The 17,012-nt window shown below is 72.7% G+C and carries 15 protein-coding genes; 4 read left to right on the forward strand and 11 right to left on the reverse strand.

Annotation, left to right across the window (positions count from 1 at the left end; translation table 11 throughout):
- Window position 1: 1 nt before the first annotated feature.
- On the reverse strand, window positions 2–2,302 hold the full coding sequence (locus DEJ50_RS13475; protein WP_150208200.1) for a molybdopterin oxidoreductase family protein: 2,301 nt from the start codon (window positions 2,300–2,302) through the stop codon (window positions 2–4).
- On the reverse strand, window positions 2,299–3,402 hold the full coding sequence (locus tag DEJ50_RS13480; protein WP_150208201.1) for an MFS transporter: 1,104 nt from the start codon (window positions 3,400–3,402) through the stop codon (window positions 2,299–2,301). The genes DEJ50_RS13475 and DEJ50_RS13480 overlap by 4 nt, the downstream gene beginning before the upstream one ends.
- Before the next feature lie 180 nt (window positions 3,403–3,582).
- Here DEJ50_RS13480 and DEJ50_RS13485 point away from each other — a divergent pair, with 180 nt between their 5' ends.
- Both DEJ50_RS13485 and DEJ50_RS13490 read left to right on the forward strand, forming a co-directional pair.
- Window positions 3,583–4,737 carry a low temperature requirement protein A gene (locus tag DEJ50_RS13485; RefSeq protein WP_150208203.1) on the forward strand — a complete coding sequence of 385 codons (1,155 nt, stop codon included), beginning with the start codon at window positions 3,583–3,585 and terminating at the stop codon, window positions 4,735–4,737.
- Between the two features lie 73 nt (window positions 4,738–4,810).
- On the forward strand, window positions 4,811–6,055 hold the full coding sequence (locus DEJ50_RS13490) for a cytochrome P450 (protein WP_150208205.1): 1,245 nt from the start codon (window positions 4,811–4,813) through the stop codon (window positions 6,053–6,055).
- A gap of 137 nt (window positions 6,056–6,192) precedes the next feature.
- On the opposite strand, the gene DEJ50_RS13495 is transcribed toward DEJ50_RS13490, so the two are convergent.
- Together DEJ50_RS13495 and DEJ50_RS13500 are read right to left on the reverse strand one after the other, a co-directional pair.
- Window positions 6,193–6,687: a DUF5949 family protein gene (locus DEJ50_RS13495; RefSeq protein ID WP_150208206.1), complete on the reverse strand. Its 495-nt coding sequence runs from the start codon at window positions 6,685–6,687 to the stop codon at window positions 6,193–6,195.
- Window positions 6,688–6,744: 57 nt separating this feature from the next.
- A complete protein-coding gene (locus DEJ50_RS13500) occupies window positions 6,745–7,341 on the reverse strand; it encodes a DUF4352 domain-containing protein (RefSeq protein WP_150208208.1) in 597 nt (198 codons plus the stop codon).
- A gap of 178 nt (window positions 7,342–7,519) precedes the next feature.
- Between DEJ50_RS13500 and DEJ50_RS13505 the strand changes: the two genes are divergently transcribed.
- Window positions 7,520–7,963: a DUF6299 family protein gene (locus DEJ50_RS13505; protein WP_150208210.1), complete on the forward strand. Its 444-nt coding sequence runs from the start codon at window positions 7,520–7,522 to the stop codon at window positions 7,961–7,963.
- Window positions 7,964–8,020: 57 nt separating this feature from the next.
- Here DEJ50_RS13505 and DEJ50_RS13510 read toward each other — a convergent pair whose 3' ends face one another.
- The 5 genes from DEJ50_RS13510 to DEJ50_RS13530 all read right to left on the reverse strand — a co-directional run bounded on the left by DEJ50_RS13510 (window position 8,021) and on the right by DEJ50_RS13530 (window position 13,448).
- Window positions 8,021–8,203 carry a hypothetical protein gene (locus DEJ50_RS13510; RefSeq protein WP_150208211.1) on the reverse strand — a complete coding sequence of 61 codons (183 nt, stop codon included), beginning with the start codon at window positions 8,201–8,203 and terminating at the stop codon, window positions 8,021–8,023.
- Between the two features lie 138 nt (window positions 8,204–8,341).
- Complete coding sequence (locus DEJ50_RS13515; protein ID WP_150208213.1) at window positions 8,342–10,438, reverse strand: SpoIIE family protein phosphatase; 2,097 nt, start codon at window positions 10,436–10,438, stop codon at window positions 8,342–8,344.
- A gap of 12 nt (window positions 10,439–10,450) precedes the next feature.
- Entirely contained in the window at window positions 10,451–10,645 is a 195-nt protein-coding gene (locus tag DEJ50_RS13520) for a hypothetical protein (protein ID WP_150208214.1), read from the reverse strand.
- Between the two features lie 12 nt (window positions 10,646–10,657).
- Window positions 10,658–11,929 (reverse strand): NAD(P)-binding domain-containing protein, encoded by a 1,272-nt coding sequence (locus tag DEJ50_RS13525; RefSeq protein WP_150212107.1) that lies wholly within the window; start codon window positions 11,927–11,929, stop codon window positions 10,658–10,660.
- Window positions 11,930–12,110: 181 nt separating this feature from the next.
- On the reverse strand, window positions 12,111–13,448 hold the full coding sequence (locus tag DEJ50_RS13530; RefSeq protein ID WP_150208216.1) for an ATP-grasp domain-containing protein: 1,338 nt from the start codon (window positions 13,446–13,448) through the stop codon (window positions 12,111–12,113).
- Between the two features lie 149 nt (window positions 13,449–13,597).
- On the opposite strand from DEJ50_RS13530, the gene DEJ50_RS13535 reads away from it, so the two are divergent.
- Window positions 13,598–15,037, forward strand: coding sequence for a glycoside hydrolase family 26 protein (locus DEJ50_RS13535; RefSeq protein ID WP_150208218.1), 1,440 nt, complete (start codon window positions 13,598–13,600; stop codon window positions 15,035–15,037).
- A gap of 8 nt (window positions 15,038–15,045) precedes the next feature.
- Here DEJ50_RS13535 and DEJ50_RS13540 read toward each other — a convergent pair whose 3' ends face one another.
- Entirely contained in the window at window positions 15,046–16,191 is a 1,146-nt protein-coding gene (locus DEJ50_RS13540) for a GNAT family N-acetyltransferase (RefSeq protein ID WP_150208219.1), read from the reverse strand.
- Window positions 16,188–17,009 (reverse strand): lipopolysaccharide biosynthesis protein, encoded by an 822-nt coding sequence (locus tag DEJ50_RS13545; protein WP_150208221.1) that lies wholly within the window; start codon window positions 17,007–17,009, stop codon window positions 16,188–16,190. The genes DEJ50_RS13540 and DEJ50_RS13545 overlap by 4 nt, the downstream gene beginning before the upstream one ends.
- Window positions 17,010–17,012: the final 3 nt, after the last annotated feature.

Here is a 17,012-nt window from a genome sequence, read left to right on the forward strand (position 1 = left end):
CTCAGCTCCTCTCGGCCGTGCCGCGGCCCTGCGGGGCCGTGGGCGGCAGCGGATCGGTGCGGGAGACCTGGGTTTCCGGGTAGGCCTCGCGGCCGGGCGGGGTGAGGGGCACGGGCACCTCGTCGATGCGTTCGGCGGCCTCGATCCGGGCAGCGCAGACCTTGTACTCGGGGATCTTGGAGCGGGGGTCGAGGGCGTCGACGGTCAGGGCGTTGGCGGCCGTCGGGACGGGCCAGTGGTAGGGCACGAACACGGTGTCGGGGCGGATGGCCTCGGTGACCAGGGCGGGGAAGACCTCGCTGCCGCGGCGGGTGACCACCCGGACCGGGTCGCCGTCGCGGAAACCGTGGGAGGGGTGGACCTCGACCCAGGGTCGGGGGGTCTGCTCGACCAGGGCGCCCAGCCGGCGGGTCTGGTTGCCGGAGAGGAAGTGCGCGACGGTGCGGCCGGTGGTGAGGGAGAGGGGGAATTCATCGGAGTAGGGGTCCATGGGCGGGTGCCACTCCACGACCTGCATATGGATCTTGCCGTCGGGGTGGTAGGTGCGGCCGTCCTCGAACAGCCGGGGGGTGCCGGGGTGGTCCGTGGCCGGGCACGGCCAGGCGATGCCGCCGGTCTCCTCCAGCCGGTCGTAGGTGATGCCGTAGTAGTCGTTGACCGTGCCGGCGGAGGCGATGCGGAGCTCCTCGAACACCTCGCGGGAGCCGGCGAAGTCGAACTTGTCGCCCGCGCCGAGGCGTTTGGCGAGTTCGCAGAGCACCCAGGTGTCGGTGCGCACCCCGGCCGGGGGTTCCTGGGCCTTGTTGTGCTTGACCACCCGCGCTTCGGCGTTGGCCATCACGCCCTCGTCCTCGGCCCAGGTGGTGACGGGGAAGACCACATGGGCATTGGCCGCGGTCTCGGAGAGGAAGAAGTCGAACTGTGCGTGGAATTCTGCGGTGTCGTAGCCCTCCTTCACCACCTCGTAGTTGGGGAGGGAGACGAAGGGGTTGTTGCAGATGCCGATCAGGCCGCGGATCTCCTTCCGCTGCATCTGCCAGACCATTTCCATCATCGAGGTTCCGGCGGTGGGCAGTTCGGCCTCGTCGATGCCCCAGATTTGGCAGATCTGCCGTCGGTGTTCGGGGTTGGTGATGGAACGGCCGCCGGGCAGCAGGTCGGATTTCTGGCCGTGTTCGCGACCGCCCTGGCCGTTGCCCTGGCCGGTGATGGTGCCGTAGCCGGCACCCGGTTTGCCGATGTGGCCGGTGGCCACACACAGGTTGATCACCGAGAGGCAGTTCTCCACGCCCTGGGAGTGGTGTTCGATGCCGCGGGCGTGCCAGGCCATGGCCCTGTCGGCGCCGGCGAAGGTGCGGGCGACCTGGACGATCTGCTCGGCGGGGATGCCGCAGATCTCGGCGGCCCGTTCCGGCGGGTAGCCGGCGACGGCCTCGCGGACCTCCTCCCAGCCGGTGGTGTGGGCCCCGAGGAAGGCCTCGTCGTCGAGTTCCTCTTGGACGACCACATGGAGGACGGAGTTGAAGAAGGCGGAGTCGGTGCCGGGCTTGAGGGCGACATGGATGTCGGCGGTGCGGGCGATGGCGGTCTCCCGCGGGTCGACCACGATCAGGGTGGCGCCCCGGTCCCGGGCTCCCCACAGGTACTGGGTCATCACGGGGAAGCACTCCCCCACGTTGGACCCGGCGATGAGAAGGCAGTCGGAGAGGAGGATGTCGGAGAACGGGTTGCCGGCCCGGTCGATGCCGAAGGCGAGCTTGTTGGCCCCGGCTGCGCTGACCATGCAGAGCCGGCCGTTGTAGTCGACGTGTTTCGTCTTCAGGGCCACCCGGGCGAACTTGCCGACCAGGTAGGTCTTCTCGGAGAACAGGCTGGCGCCGCCGAGGAGTCCGAAGGCGTCGTTGCCGTGGGCGGCCTGGATGCGCCGGATCTCGGAGACAGTGAAGTCGAGGGCCTCGTCCCAGGAGACCTCGCGGAACTGTTCGTCCCGGGAGTGGCGGAGCAGCGGGGAGGTGAGCCGGTCGGGGTGGTTGACCTGCTGGTAGGCGTTGATGCCCTTGGGGCACAGGCGCATCCGGTTGATGTCGTGGTTGCGCGGTTCCACGCCGAAGACCTTGCCCCCGCGGTCCACCCGCAGGTACATGCCGCACTGCACCCCGCAGAAGCAGCAGTGGGTGGGGACCAGGGTTTCGCCGTTCTGGTCGGCGTGCCACCGGTCGGCCGGGATGCCGCCGGCATCGCGGAAGCTGCGGGTGCCGGGCGGGGCGATCGAGGGGTCCAGCGGGACGGGCTGCTGCGTCACTTGAAGCCCTTCTTGACGTGGGTGAGGTACGCACTGCCGCGCAGGACCCGTTTGCAGCGGGGGCAGTACTCGGCCCAGGAGTCGAAGTCGAGCTTCAGGTCGCGCATGGTGCCGCGCAGGTTCTCCACGTACGGGGCGGTGTCCACGGGTTCGCCGCAGCGCTTGCAGGTGAAGATCTGCTCGTCCTGCCGGGCGGAGTACTTGAAGAGCTGCATACCGACCGCGGCCGGCCGCTGGACGATGTGGAAGAACTTGCCGAAGGGGAGGTAGATCAGGGTGAAGACCACCGAGACCATGTGCAGGACGGCCAGGAACTCGTAGCCGCCGCCCCGCAGGAAGATCGACGAGAAGGTGAGGAGCAGACCGGTCACGGAGATGACGATCAGGCAGATCAGCGGGAGCAGGTCGTAGGCGAAGCGCTGGCCGGTGATGGCACCGCGGTCCTTCATCCGGCGCCACAGGAAGTAGCAGGCGCCGGGGATGACCAGGACGGCGGCAACGTCCAGGCCGTGGAACATCAGCCAGCCGACGATGTTCAGGGAGTCGAAGCCGAGGACCTTGAAACCCCAGATCCGCATGTCGTAGCCGGGTCCGGAGCCGGAGTCGGCGGTGAAGGTGAACCAGCCCCAGGTCAGCGGGAAGGTGATGACGGCGGCCAGCAGGCAGCCCCAGAAGATCAGCTGGTGGGCGATCCAGCGGGAGCGGGAGCGGGCACCGAGGAAGGTCTGGAAGCCGAGATAGGTGGCGATCATCCTCGGCAGGGCAGTGGGGGCCTTCTTGAAGTTCTCCGCTGAGAAGAAACTGCCGAAGCCCTTGTGGAAGAGCCGCCGCGCGCCGGGCGCGGACACCCACACGGTGTAGCGGTAGGCGACGCCGAAGGCCAGGAAGACGGTGGCGACGGCATAGGGCAGCAGGGCCGAGTCGAAGTCGCGCAGGAACCGGCTGCCCAGCACGATCGCGAGGATGAGCAGGAGGGAGACGACGGCCCCGGCCAGCGTGGCGCGCGCGGTGACGCTCTGCCCTTCGCCCGGCGGGTTCTGCGGGGGCGCCGCCTCCGGCGGAGGCGGCGCGCTGTCGACGGTTTCAGTGGGCTCGGACACAGCACCACGCTAGGCGTTATGTACCGGTTCAGCCCGTTATATCTGCCCTATGGGTGGACCGTTCCAGGACCGGTGCCTTCGTCGGTGGCCGGGGGTCCGCCCGGGGCATGCGGGCGGTGTCGGCGCGCTCGGCCGCGCGCCTCGCAGGGCAGCCGCCCCGACGCTGCTGTGCTGGGCGGTATGGCGTACGTACGGATGACCGCCCGGAGCCGGGAAGAGGCCCATCGGACCGCGACCCCCCTGGAGCTGTTCTTCGACCTGTGCTTCGTGGTCGCGGTGGCGCAGGCCGGCCGGCAGCTGGTGCACGCCCTCGCCGAGCACCATGTGGCGGCCGGGATCACGGGCTACCTGTTCGTGTTCTTCGGGGTGTGGTGGGCGTGGATGAACTTCACCTGGTTCGCCTCGGCCTACGACATCGACGACGTGCCCTACCGGATCGCGACCCTGGTGCAGATCGCCGGTGTGCTCGTGTACTCGGCCGGGATCCCGCGGGCCTTCAACGACAACGACTGGACCGTCGCCGTCCTCGGCTACGTGGTGATGCGGGTGGCACTGACCGCCCAGTGGCTGCGCGCCGCCTCCGGGGAGACCGGCCCGGCCCGGCATTCCGCCCACCTCTACGCGGCCGGGCTGGTGGTCTGCCAGCTGGGCTGGATCGCCCTGCTGTGGGCGCCGGAGGGCAGCAAGCGGTGGCTGTTCCCGGTGCTGGTGGCGGCCGAGCTGCTGGTGCCGGTGATCGCCGAGCGGGGTCATCAGACGCCGTGGCACCCGCACCACATCGCCGAGCGGTACGGCCTCTTCACCATCATCGTGCTCGGCGAGACGATCGCCGCGGCCACGGTCGCCGTGCAGTCCGCGCTGGACGAGCACGAGGCACTGGACCTGCTGCTGCCGATCGCCGGGGGCGGGCTGCTGCTGGTCTTCGCGGCCTGGTGGATCTACTTCGCGGTGCCCGTGCACCACCGGCTGGCCGGCAACCGGGAGGCCATCCCCTGGGGGTACGGCCACTTCGTGATCTTCGCGTCGGCCGCCGCGATCGGTGCCGGGATCGAGGTGGCGGTCGAGCAGGCGGTGGGCAAGGCCCATGTCTCCACGGTCGCCGCCAACCTGGCGGTGACCGTGCCCGCCGCCGTGTACCTGGCGTTCGTGTGGCTGCTGCATTCCCGGCACTTCAAACGGGACACCGCCGAGCAGCTGGTGCTGCCGGTGGCCGCGGTGGCGGTGCTGGCCTGCGCCTGGACCGGGACGTACGCCGTGCTGTGGGCCGGGCTGGTGGCCTCCGTGACCGTCGCGGTGGGCGTAACCCTGGCCCGGCGGACGCGTTCTGGAGCGTGAGAACCGCGGGCCCGGCAACACAGCCGGCCACGCAGCCGGTGACGACGCCGGTGACAGAGAGAGGCGTGTGCCCATGACGACGAACCCGGCGGTCCCGGCGCAGCAGCAGGACCTCGCGGACCCGGCGTTCTGGCAGCAGCCGCCGGCCGCCCGGCTGGCCGCCTTCGCCCGGCTGCGGGCCCTGGACGGCCCGCGGTACTTCGCCGAGGGGCGCGGCCGGGGCCACTGGGCGCTGGTCCGGCACGCCGACGTACAGGAGGCGAGCCGGAACCCGAAGGTGTTCGCAAGCGCCCCCGGGGTGACCACCCCGGAGCCGGCCCGCTGGGTGCGGGCGCTGTTCGGGGACTCGATGGTGAACTTGGACGGCGCCGACCACGCCCGCCTGCGGAAGATCGTCCAGCGGGCCTTCACGCCCCGGCTGCTGGCCGCCGCCGAGGCCGACATCCACGCGGTGGCGGCCCGGATCGTGGACGACGTACTGGACCGGCGGCCCGAGGAGTTCGTCGAGGCCGTCGCCTCCCGGCTGCCGCTGGAGGTCATCTGCAACATGATGGGGATCCCCGAGCACTACCGGCCGGAGATCGCCGACCGGGTCAACCACGCCTCCGAGAACATCGGCGTCGAGCGCGGCCTCGCCGACCGGCTGCGGATTCCCGGCCGGGGGCTGCGGGCGCTGGCCCGGATGCAGCGGATGGTGGCGGGCATCGGGCGGGAGCGGCGGCGCAATCCGTCGGACGATCTGATCTCCGCACTGGTGTGCGCGGACGTCGACGGGCAGGCGCTCGGCGCGCGGCAGCTCGGCGCGTTCTTCTCGCTGCTGATGGTGGCGGGGGTGGAGACCACCAGGAACGCCATCACGCACGGGCTGAGCCTGCTCACCGACCACCCGGACCAACGGGAGCTGCTGCTCTCCGACTTCGAGGGGTACGCGGACGGCGCGGTCGACGAGATGATCCGGCACTCGACGCCGATCATCCAGTTCCGGCGTACGGTGACCGCCGAACACACCCTGGGCGGGCACCTGTTCCGGCCGGGCGACAAGGTGGTGCTGTACTACGCCTCCGCCAACCGGGACGAGGCGGTCTTCCCCGACCCGGACGCCTTCGACATCACCCGCTCCCCCAACCCCCACCTGGGGTTCGGCGGCGGCGGTCCGCACTTCTGCCTGGGGGCGCACCTGGCCCGGGTGGAGATGAAGGCGCTGTTCCGGGAGTTGCTGACCCGGCCGCGCGGGCTGCGGGCGGTGGGGCTGCCGGACCTGGCCGGTTCGAACTTCGACAACCGGGTCCGCTCGCTGAGATTCGCGTTCGAGCACTGAGCGCGTACCGGAACCGAGCGCGTACGGGCCCTGAGCGCGTACGGGCACGCCTGTCAGCGTACGAACGCAGGAGCCGGCCACCGGGCAGGCTGGGAGCCCGGCGGCCGGCGGCCCTGTGACGGGTGCCGCGGGCGGTGCTACCGCTGCATCCGCATCACACGCAGCACGCAGTGGGCGCTGCCGGTGAGGACGGCCTCGTCGCCCGCGTACGCCTGGAGCATCTCGGCGGTCACCGGCCGGCCCGGGACGGCCTCGGGCCAGGCGCGGGTACCGAAGAGGAAGTACACCTGCTCGCTGTCCTCGGCAGCCGCCACCCACTCCGGCGGGGCCACGCACCGGGCGTTGAGGCCGGGGAGGGTGAGGGCGACCTGGTTGCCCGCGAGCAGCACCTGGACCGGGAACGTCGAGGGCTTGAGGGTTCCGTCGAGCACCACGTCGCCGATCGGCAGCCCGATCTCCTCCAGCAGCGCGCGGGCGGCTTCCTCGCCCTTTTCCGGGCCTCCCGGGCCGTCGCCGAGGGAATAGGCGAGGAGGTACGGGATGTCGTGGCCGTCCGCGGGGTCGCCGATCCACGCCAGCACCGAAAGGGTGCCGAGGTGGGACCGGTCGATTTCTGCGTGAGTTGAAGTCATGCGCCGCACCCTAGTGGTCTTTCCCCTGACCCTTTCGCGGGCCTTCACCCGCGCGGGCTAGATCCCCCAGAATCCTTCTCCGGAATTCGTCTGGGTGTTCGCGTCCTGGTACTGGAGCCGCACAATGGCCGCGTTTTCCGGGACTTCGAACACCACCCAGCCTTCGCGCCGGTCGCCGACCGAGAGGGAATCGAAGACGAGCGGTTTGCCGGTGGTGAGCTCGCCGGTGGCGACGGCGGGGTGGCGCCCTCCCGCGCTGTCGAGCGCCCACATGCTCCCGAGTGACCCGTACGTCGCGCCGCCCACGTTGACGAAGGACATGTCGGCGCCGACCCAGCGCTTGCCGGCGGGCGGGGCGAACCCCTTGTCCACGCTGACCGCCGGGTCCACATAGGCGTTCAGCACCGCCTGGAGGTGGCGGCCGACCTGCCGGCCGCGCACCATCACCGCCTCTCCGACATGGGCGTCCTTGGCGGTGGAGCGGGGGGCGCCCGCCGGGAGCTCCTCGTCGGTACCGGGCGCGTTGTCGTCCACCGGGACGGCGGGGGCGGCGGCGGGGGCGAGGGTGGCCCCCTCGGGGGTGCTGCAGGCCGAGCTGCCCAGCAGCAGGAGGGGGAGGAGGGCGAGGCAGGCCGGGACGGCGGTGTGGCGCATGTGGATCCCTTCGGGGGGACGTATTGCGGCCAGTCTCACGCGGCCGAGCGGGCAATTGCACACAACGACACGAGCGCGCCGGGTGAGTTGCCGGGCCGCTGCCAGCACAATTCGTTCCGGCGGTTTACCACTGCCGGTTCATCCACTGGAACACCCACTGGAACATCCCGGAGGATTCATGCGAATTTCCACCCCCCGACTGGCCGTGGCAGCGGTCTCCGTGCTGGCGGCGGCCACTGCTTTCGCGGCGCCGGCGAGTGCGGGCGCATTCGGTAATGACATTTCCGTACAGCCGTACGGGCATATCTCGAAGGACGGAAACGTCACCCTTTTCGGGACCTACCGCTGCACGGCCCCGTCACTCTCTGGGGCGGTTCAGATCTCGGCGACGCTCGTCCAGGACGGGACCCGGCTGGGCTTCGGCGGCGGGGAGGCGATCTGCGACGGCGAACAGCGCAAGTGGTCCGCGACGGGCTCGCTCCGGATGACCCCGGACGTCCACCCGGGCGGCGCCGGGGCCGAGGTCCGGCTCCAGTCGGTGCGGCCGAGCGGCGGCCTGATCCCGCACGTCTCGTACGTGGCGGAGGACCGCCGGGACATCGAGCTGGTGGAACGCCACTAGGAGGTGTCCGGCCGGGCGCCGAGGGCCGGGTCCGGGGAGCCGGGCCGGTAGCCGCCGCTACCGGCAGTCCGGCTCCAGGCCGACCATCGACATGAAGGCCACCGTGCGGCAGGACGGGTCCGTGTCCGGCTCCGGGCGGTCGGTCGCCCAGCCGATGGCCGCCGGCCCGCCGACCAGCAGCAGCACCCCCACCACCAGCGCGAGCAGGGCGGCCGGGCTGCCGCCCGTGGCCCGCCTCATGGCCGAATCCGTCTCATGCGGCGATGGTCACCCCGACTCCGCCATCCCACAACCCGGCGCACCCGTCCGGCCACCCGCCGTCACACGGTCGCGGCATCCCCGGGCCGGGCCCGGCCGAGCCGGGCCCGGCCCAGCCGGTCAGGATTCCGCGGGGGCGTCGAACTCGCACCAGACGGCCTTGCCGTCGCCGCGGGACTCCACGCCCCAGTGCGAAGCCAGCGCGTCCACCAGCAGCAGCCCGCGGCCGGTGGTCGCCGCCTCGCCCGGGCTGCGCCGACGCGGCCACACGCTGGAGCGGTCCTTGACCCACAGCCGGACCTTGCGGACCGGTTCCGGCAGTACTTCCATGGTCAGCACGGCCCCGCCGTCCGTGTGCAGCAGGGCGTTGACCAGCAGTTCGCCGGCGGCCAGCTCCACATCGTCGGCCAGCGCCGGCATCCCCCAGTCCCGCAGCGCCTGGCGCAGCGCGTACCGGGCCTCGGAGAGGCCCTCCGGGTCGGCCTGGTGGACGTACTGGTGGATCCGCGGGGCCCGGTGGGTGCCCGGGTCGGGGGCGCGGCGCAGCACCAGCAGGGCCACGTCGTCGCCCGAACCCCAGCGCTCCCACAGCCGGTCCGAGAGGTGGTCGGCGAGCGCGCCGGCCTCCTGGGGGCCGCTGCGGACCGCATGGGCCAGGGCCTCCATGCCCGCCGTGATGGCCGTGCCCGGTTCCTCCACCAGCCCGTCCGTGCACAGCACCAGCGTCTCGCCCGGCACCAGGTCCAGCCGGGTCTCCGGGAACTCCTCCTGCGCGAAGGCGGAGGCGAGGCCGAGCGGCAGGCCGCCGCGCAGGTTCGGCCAGCCGGTGCGGCCGTCCGTATGGCGGATCAGCGGCCCGAGATGACCCGCGCGGACCGCGCGCACCCCGCCCGTCTCCAGGTCCACCTGGGCGTACGTACAGGTGGCGAAACGTTCCGTGTCGAGCTCCGCCAGGAACCGGGAGGCCCGGGCCAGGACCGTGGAGGGCGGGTGCCCCTCCCCCGCGTAGGCGCGCAGCGCGATCCGCAGCTGGCCCATGATCGCCGCGGCGTGGGTGTCGTGCCCCTGTACGTCGCCCACCACGATCCCCACCCGGTCCCGGGGCAGCGCGATCACGTCGTACCAGTCCCCGCCGACCTCCCGCCCGCTCCACGCGGAGTGATACCGGACCGCGATCTCCCCGCCGGTGATGTCGGGGATCCGGCGCGGCAGCATGGCCGCCTGCAGTCCGGTGGCGAACTCGCGTTCCTGGTCGAAGAGCAGGGCCCGCTGGAGGGACTGCGCGACGATGCCGGCCAGGCCCAGGGTCAGGTTCCGCTCCTCCGGGCTGAACTCGCTGCGCTGCCGGTAGAAGAGCACCAGCCCGCCGATCGCCTTGGCCTGCGCGATCAGCGGCAGGTAGGCGGCTGCGTCGAAGGCGATGGCCCGCAGGTACTGCTCGATGTGCGGGAACTCCCCGGCCAGCTCGGCCAGCGAGGTGACGAACCGGGCCTTCCGCGTGACCACGGCCTTGGCCAGCGGCAGGTCCCCGTCGAGCCGGGTGAACCGCCGCTCGTTGAGGATCTCCAGCGATTCCCCGCTCAACGCGATGATCTTGATGGCGCCGTTCTCCACCAGGCCCAGCGCCAGCCCGTCCGCGCCCAGCCGCTCCAGCGCCCCGGCCCCGGTCAGCACGGCCGTGACATCGTCGACGGTCACCGCGCGGGACAGCGCCTCCGTGGTCCGCTGCACGATCGTGGTCTGCTTGGCCCGGGCCGCCTCCAGCTTGCGCAGCAGCTCGGAGTGGGCCAGCTCGGCGGTCGCGTCGCGGACCACCCCGACGATCCGCCGGGGCGCACCGTCCCGGTCCCGCAGGATCCGGCCCTGGGTGTGGGTCCACTGCTCGGTGCCGTTGCGCCGGCGCACGGTGAAGTACGAGCCGTAGGTCTGCCCGCCCGCGTCCATCGCGTGCTGCACCACCTCGTTGAGCCGCACCGAGTCCTCCGGCGGAATGCGCAGGCCGAGACCCTCCGGGGTGCCGTCGAACTCCCCCGGGCTGAGGTCGAAGACCACCATCCCGGCCGGGTCGAGATCGAGGGTGCCGGCGTTCAGGTCCCATTCGAAGCTGCCCATGCCGTTGAGGGCGAGCCGCTCGCCCGGGCCGGTCATGGCGCCCCGCTCCCGGCCCCGGCCGGTCCCCCGTCCCGTGCCCGGTCCCTGACCCTCCTGCTCCGCCATGGGACACACCACCTAAGGGCCGGGCCAGCACGGCTGGGAGACCAGCCGCTCCCACTCCTCGTCAGGATGCCCCGGAAGGGTGCGTCCGGCCTCCCGCCAGCGCTTGACCAGAGCCAGGTAGATCGTGGGAGCCGGGCCGGCCGGCTGTTCCACACGGCTGGCGGGAATGCGCACCCAGCCGCGCCCCTGTGCTCGCTCCCGGCTCATCACGGACCCCTCTCACCGCTGCACCGTGGACAGGTCGTCCTGGTCGTCCACCGCCCGCCGCCGGGCCGAGCCCGGCAGCGGGACCCGGGCGCCGAGACGCCTGCGGACTCCTGCTACCAGTTTCCCCGCAGCGAAGCCCGCACCGTGCACAAATCGCATGGAAGGGCCGAATGAGGGAGCCGTGAGCAGTCCCGCGAAGAACAGCCCCGGGTAGGAGGACTCGAACCAGGGCGTCAGCTCGGGGGTCCGGCCGGCCGTCCCGACCGTCCGCAGGGCCGTGCGCAGCCCCGCGTCCAGCAGGTCCAGCCGGCCGAGGTCCGCGGTGAAGCCGGTCGCCGCGATGACGTGCCCGACCTCCAGGACGAGCGGCTCGCCCGCCGCGGTGGTCAGATCCAGCCGGGTCCGGCCGCCCACCGGGGCGGCCCGCCGCAGACCGTGCCCCAGCAGGACCGGCACCTGCCGTTCGAAGCGCTCCCGCAGCCACCAGGCTCCCGCCGGGCCTAGCGCGGTTTCCGCGATCCGCTCCCGGGTCGGGCCGGGCAGTCTGCGCACCGCCCACGGCAGCTCCGACCAGACCCAGCTGCGCCAGCCGGTCCCGAGCCCGCTGTGCGGGTTGCGCAGGGCCCGCAGCAGCGGGCGTTCCAGCGGCTGCGGCACGGTGTTCCAGTTGAGCCGGTGGCGCCGGGCGATCAGGACGGGCCGGGCCCCCTGCTCGGCGAGCAGGGCGGCCGTCTCCATGGCCGCCTGGCCGGCCCCGAGCACCGCCACGTCCTGTCCGGCGAACCGGCCGAGGTCGCGATGGTCGCTGCTGTGCGAGCAGTGGCCGGGCGGCAGCCCCCGCAGCACGGCGGGCCGGTGCGCGAAGGGCAGCACCCCGACGGCGATCACCACGGCCCGGCCGAACAGCGGCGGCCCGTCCTCCGTGCCGATCCGGAACCCGGCCCCGTACGGGGTCACGGCGGTGACCGTGCGCTCCTCGACCTCCGGCCCGGCCTGCCCGGCGAACCACAGCCCGTACGCGCTGAAGGTCCCGATCGGCAGCGGGTTGCCGTGCTCGGCCGCGATCCCCCGGGTGGCGCAGTACTCGGCCAGGGTGTAGCGCCCGCCCGGCGCGGACAGGTTCGAGGACCACGGCTCCGATTTCAGGTACATGCCGGCGGGCATGTGGTCGCGCCAGGAGGCCATGGGGCGGCCCAGCACCCGGACGCGCAGCCCGGCCGCGGCGGCGTGGGCCGCGATCGACAGCCCGTACGGCCCCGCGCCGACCACCACGAGATCGTCCATCCGCTTCACGTCTCTTCCCCTTCCGTGCGGACACGCCGTTCACTCCGCTGCGGCCCCGGATCGCTCGTGCGGGTGACACCGCGTCAGCACGATCGCCGGACGCACCCGACCGCACGGGGGCAGCCCCCGGCGACCGGACGCGACCGGACACACCCCACGCGCCCGGCCGGACCGACGGGTCCTAGCGCGCTACCAGTTCGTCCGGCTCCGAGGGAGCCGAGGGAGCCGAGGGGGCCGACGGGGCGGTCTGGGCAGGGAGTTCACGGGCGCGTTGACGGGGCGTACGGGCCACCGCGCGCGCCGTGCGCCGGCCGCGCACGGGGAACCAGTGCAGCGCGGTCCGCAGCCTGCGCGCCCCCTTCCGTACCCCGCGCCCCAGGAAGGCGGTGATCATCGCCAGGAACGGCATCAGGTCGTCGGCCGCGAACCAGGCGGCCTCGACACCCCCGCCCGACGGTCGGCGCGGCAGCCGTCCGCCCCGCAGCGAGGCCAGCAGCGCGTAGTTCTCCGCCACGAAGACCCGGCCGGGCGCGCCCGTGGGCTCCGGCGCGGACTGGCCGGTGAGGTCGAGGTACATGGCCTGCACCACGTCCAGTCCGGAGGGGTCGGTGAACAGCCTGAACTGGGCGCCCGGGCGCGGGTTGAAGTCCACCAGCCGGAAGCAGCCGTCCTCGTCCCGGCGGAAGTCGAGGTCCAGGATGCCCTGGTAGCGCAGGCGTTCGGCGAGCCGCAGGCCCGCCTCCTCCACCGCCGGGTCCGGCAGCCAGCGGCCGACCGCCGTGAGCCCCGTACGCACCGGCCAGGAGAGCTCCTTGCGGCCGGACCCGGCGAGCAGCGGACGGCCGCCCCGGGTGAAACAGCCGTGGAAGAACCAGTCGGTGTCCGGGCCGGCCGGCAGGAACCGCTGGAGCAGCAGCCTGCTGCCCGCCACCGCCGAGCGCTCGTACAGCCGCCGCGCCTCGGCGGCGGTGTGCACCAGGGTGGTGCTGCGCAGCCCACAGCCGGCCGGCAGCAGCCAGGGCCGGCTCCACTTCGCCACCACCGGCAGTCCGAGCCGCCAGGCGGCCTCCGCGGCCTCCGCACCGCTCTGCGGGACCACCGTCTCCGGGTGCGGGATCTCCCAGCGGGCGCAGAGCCGGGCGAGCTCCGCCTTGTCCGCCACCCGCTCGGGCAGGCCGCCGGGCTGATGGGGGATCCGGAACCGGCCGTCGAGCCGGGGCGCGAGCCGGGACACCGCGATGGCGCTCAGATCGTCCATGGCGATCAGCACCGCCGGGCGTCCGAGCCGCTCGGAGACCCCGGACAGGCAGTCCGGCAGCCCGTCCGGACCTGACGGTCCGGCATGGGCCGTGTGCAGGTACCGGGAACGGGCCAGCGGGCCTCCCCCGTCCGCCACGATCGCGTGGACCTCCACGCCGCGGCGGCCGAGGGACCGGGCGGCGCCGAGGGTGCCGTGATGAAAGGGATTCCGGTCGAGCCTGAGCAGAACGGCGGGGTCATGAGTCGCGAACGCGTGCATGGGAACGGTGTCTTTCACCTAGTCGGACCAAGCGGGAGGTGTGCCCAGATGCGAATGGCCTACCGGGCGGCCATCGGACAGGCCATTCATCGGATGTGATGCCTAACGTCTTTGGTAAGCACACCGATTGAGGAAGCCCTGGAGGCGCCATGCCCGGACCACGCCGCAGACTGGCGAGCGCCTGCATCGGCACCGTCACGGCCGGGCTGCTCGCCACCGGCGCCGCGCTCGCGGCACCGGAGGAGGACGAGCCCGCGGATTCCGGCATCGCCATGGGTGCGTATCTCGACTACGGGCCGGCCGGGGTGGCCCGGATCCGGAGCCTGTCGTACTGGCTGGGCGGCCGGGAGATCCGGGTCGGGCACACCTATCTGCCCGGAGACCGCTGGTCGAACATCGAGGGCTCCCCCGACTTCCTCGAGGACTGGGCGGCCTGGCGGCTGGCCGACCCGGACCGGATGTTCGTCCTCAACGTGCCCATGCAGGAACGCAACGAGGCCGGAGTGGCCGACTGGCAGGTGTCCCGGCTGATCCGGGCCGGCGCCTCGGGACAGTTCGACCGGCACTTCACCAAGCTGGCCGAACGGCTGGTCGAGCTGGGCGTGCCGGACACGGTGATCGTGCTGGGCTGGGAGATGAACGGCACCACGTACACCCACCGGTGCGCGCCGGACCCGGCGAACTGGAAGGTGTACTGGCGGCGGATCGTCACGGCGATGCGTGCGGTACCGGGCCAGGAGTTCCGGTTCGACTTCAACCCGAACCGCGGTACGGACGCGATCCCCTGGACCCGCTGCTACCCCGGTGACGACGTGGTCGACATCATCGGCATGGACTCGTACGACCAGGGGCCCGGCCGTACGTTCGACGACCACATCACCCAGCCGTACGGGCTCCAGCACCAGGTCGACTTCGCGAAGGCGCACGGGAAGCCGGTCTCGTACCCCGAGTGGGGGCTGTTCCGGAACGGGGACAACCCGGAGTACATCCGGCGCATGCTCCAGTGGATCGAGCAGCAGAAGCCGCTCTACCACACCATCACCGACTACTGCCCGCACGGCGTGTGGCAGTGCAAGGCCAACCCGCGGTCCACGCGGGTGTTCCACGAGCTGATGGCGGTCCGTCCGGGCCCGATCCCGACGCCGGTGGTCCCCACGCCGGTGGTCCCGACCCCGGTGATCCCGACTCCGGTCGTGCCCACCCCGGTCGTGCCCACGCCCGTCGTGCCCACCCCCGAGGTCCCGACTCCGCAGGTCCCGACCCAGCCGCCCGTTGTGGTCGTCCCGAGTCCCGAAGTCCCCGCTCCGACGCCCACACCCACGCCCTCGCCGGTCACCCCGACCCCCGAACCCGAGCTCCCGACCCCGACCCCGAGCCCGGTCGCCCCGACTCCGGTCGCTCCGAGCCCGGTCCAGCCGGTGCCCCTGCCGAGTCCGGTCGTGCCCACGCCCACCGCACCGCCCACGCCCCCGGCCCCGCCGCTGAACAGTGAGGAGTGGTGCCTGCCGCTCAACTTCGGCGAGTGGCTCAACCAGCTCGTCGGCAACCAGTCCGTCTGCGTGAAGCTGGACTGGCGCTGGCCCTTCTAGCCTCACCGTCACCGCACCCGGAGGTCGTTCAGCCGGGCCCGCCAGTCCCGGGCGGCCGGCAGGGCCTCCCGCAGCGCGCAGACCGCCCGCTCGCGTCCCGCCAGCTGCGACTCGTGCAGTCGCAGCAGGGGCGCGAGCGGGGCCGTGGCCAGCAGCAGCCGCTGATTGACCACCACCTCCGGCCGCCAGTGGTTCTTGTACGGCTCGGTTCCGCGCAGGAAGCTCACCACCTCCCGGCCGTCCGCCAGCGCCCGCCGCGCCTCGTGCCGCAGCAGCAGCGTGGCCACGTCCACCTTCCTCGCCCGCAGCTCGGGATCGGCCCCGTAGAGGTAGCCGCCGCTCAGCCCCGAGGACAGCAGGGTCACATTGGCGGCGACCACCTTCCCGTCCAGCCGGAACTCGGTGAGCCGGCCGTGGCCGCTGCGCACCATCCGCCGGGTGGCGCGGGTCAGGTGCTCGGCAAACCGCGGCCTGAGGTGCTCCGGGGTCACCCCGCGCCCGCGCCACTGCTTCTCGTGCAGCCGCAGCAGGGAACGGACCGCGCGCGGCACCTCGTGCTCGGTGACCTCGTGCTCCTCGATCCCGGACGCGTCCACCTTCCGCAGCTTGGCCCGGACCCGCTGGGCGCCCGCCGTGGGCATCCGCTTGACCAGTTCGTCGAAGGGCAGCACGGGCAGTTCCATACAGGCCGAATCGGTCAGCCTGCTGCGCGCGCCGGGCCACATCCCGTACAGGCTTTCGGCCGCGGCCCCCGGCCGGACCTCCCGCAGGTCCACCACCGCGCCCCGGGCGGCCCGGTGCAGCCCCTGGGCCAGCGCGGGCAGGACGGCGTCGGCGTGCTCCGCGTCCACCAGGACGTCGAAGTAGTCGGTGATTCCACCGCCGAGCGGGACCAGCAGCGGCATCGGCCGGTGTACGAGCATCAGCGCGGCGGCGCCCACCAGCTCGCCGTCGCGCCGGACCAGCACGGTGCGCAGTCGCCCGTCCCGGCCGTAGGACAGCCACCAGGAGTGCAGCCAGGCGTGGCTCTGGAAGGGGGTGGCGGTCGGGCAGGCGCGGACCAGCCGGTTCCAGGGCTGTTCCAGTGCCGCGAACTGGCGGGGGTCGCGGCACAGCGACACCGTCAGGGGCCCGAGGGCGGCTGCCCTGCTCATCGCGCGGGCTCCTTCTCCTTCACCGGGCCGGCCACGGCGTCGTTGCCCTCGCCCTGGGCGGGCAGCGAAGCCACGTACACCTCGGCGGTTTCCTGCTGCGGGGTATCGGTGTTCCCGGCTCCGGTCCCCGCTCCGGTCCCGGCTTCGGTCCCGGCTTCGGTCCGGCGGCGGCCGGGCCGGGCCAGCAGCCACAGCCCGCCGGCCAGGCCGCCCGCGCACAGCCCGACGGCACCGCTGATCGGGGCGGACGGAGAGGCGGGGTCGGTGGGCGCGACGGCCTGGTTGAACAGCAGCAGCTGGACACCGGTGTTCTTGGCGGCCTGGTTGCTGCTGAGGGAGAGCGCGTCGGCGACCGCGTTGGCGATGTCGGCGGCCTGGGCGGGACTCTTCGAGGTGCCGGTGATGGCGATCATCGGCGACTCGGGGGAGGTCTCGGCCCGCACCTGGGTGCGCAGCCGCTGCGCGGTGAGGCCGGCCCGCGGCTGGGCGTAGGCGAGGGTGGCGGAGCTGGTGGCGATACGGGCGTAGGCCTGGGCGAAGCCGAGGGCGGTGGCGGGTTCGGTGGTCTCGTCGGGGACGGCCACCACATAGCTGGTGGCGGCGTACTCGGGCGCCTTGAGCACCCCGTACGCGCCGCCGGCCGCGAGCCCGAGCAGGGCGCAGGCGGGCAGCGGCCACCAGGCGGGCGGCGACAGCAGCCGCCGGCCGCGGCCTCTGCGCGGCTTCGCGTCGCCCCGGGCGGAGCGCCGCTCGGCCCGGGTGCCGGGACCGGACTCGGTTCCGGGCTCGGCCTTCTTCTGGTCGGAGGTGTCGGCCATGTA

Origin of the sequence: Streptomyces venezuelae (assembly GCF_008642295.1) — a bacterium.
Classification (GTDB): domain Bacteria; phylum Actinomycetota; class Actinomycetes; order Streptomycetales; family Streptomycetaceae; genus Streptomyces; species Streptomyces venezuelae_C.

Excerpts from the sequence above, each read along its gene's own strand:
- DEJ50_RS13525 (WP_150212107.1), bottom strand. The coding sequence starts at position 11,929 with ATGGACGATCTCGTGGTGGTCGGCGCGGGGCCGTACGGGCTGTCGATC.
- DEJ50_RS13490 (WP_150208205.1), top strand. The coding sequence starts at position 4,811 with ATGACGACGAACCCGGCGGTCCCGGCGCAGCAGCAGGACCTCGCGGAC.
- DEJ50_RS13515 (WP_150208213.1), bottom strand. The coding sequence starts at position 10,438 with ATGGCGGAGCAGGAGGGTCAGGGACCGGGCACGGGACGGGGGACCGGC.
- DEJ50_RS13495 (WP_150208206.1), bottom strand. The coding sequence starts at position 6,687 with ATGACTTCAACTCACGCAGAAATCGACCGGTCCCACCTCGGCACCCTT.
- DEJ50_RS13545 (WP_150208221.1), bottom strand. The coding sequence starts at position 17,009 with ATGGCCGACACCTCCGACCAGAAGAAGGCCGAGCCCGGAACCGAGTCC.
- DEJ50_RS13535 (WP_150208218.1), top strand. The coding sequence starts at position 13,598 with ATGCCCGGACCACGCCGCAGACTGGCGAGCGCCTGCATCGGCACCGTC.
- DEJ50_RS13505 (WP_150208210.1), top strand. The coding sequence starts at position 7,520 with ATGCGAATTTCCACCCCCCGACTGGCCGTGGCAGCGGTCTCCGTGCTG.
- DEJ50_RS13485 (WP_150208203.1), top strand. The coding sequence starts at position 3,583 with ATGGCGTACGTACGGATGACCGCCCGGAGCCGGGAAGAGGCCCATCGG.
- DEJ50_RS13520 (WP_150208214.1), bottom strand. The coding sequence starts at position 10,645 with ATGAGCCGGGAGCGAGCACAGGGGCGCGGCTGGGTGCGCATTCCCGCC.
- DEJ50_RS13540 (WP_150208219.1), bottom strand. The coding sequence starts at position 16,191 with ATGAGCAGGGCAGCCGCCCTCGGGCCCCTGACGGTGTCGCTGTGCCGC.
- DEJ50_RS13510 (WP_150208211.1), bottom strand. The coding sequence starts at position 8,203 with ATGAGGCGGGCCACGGGCGGCAGCCCGGCCGCCCTGCTCGCGCTGGTG.
- DEJ50_RS13500 (WP_150208208.1), bottom strand. The coding sequence starts at position 7,341 with ATGCGCCACACCGCCGTCCCGGCCTGCCTCGCCCTCCTCCCCCTCCTG.
- DEJ50_RS13530 (WP_150208216.1), bottom strand. The coding sequence starts at position 13,448 with ATGCACGCGTTCGCGACTCATGACCCCGCCGTTCTGCTCAGGCTCGAC.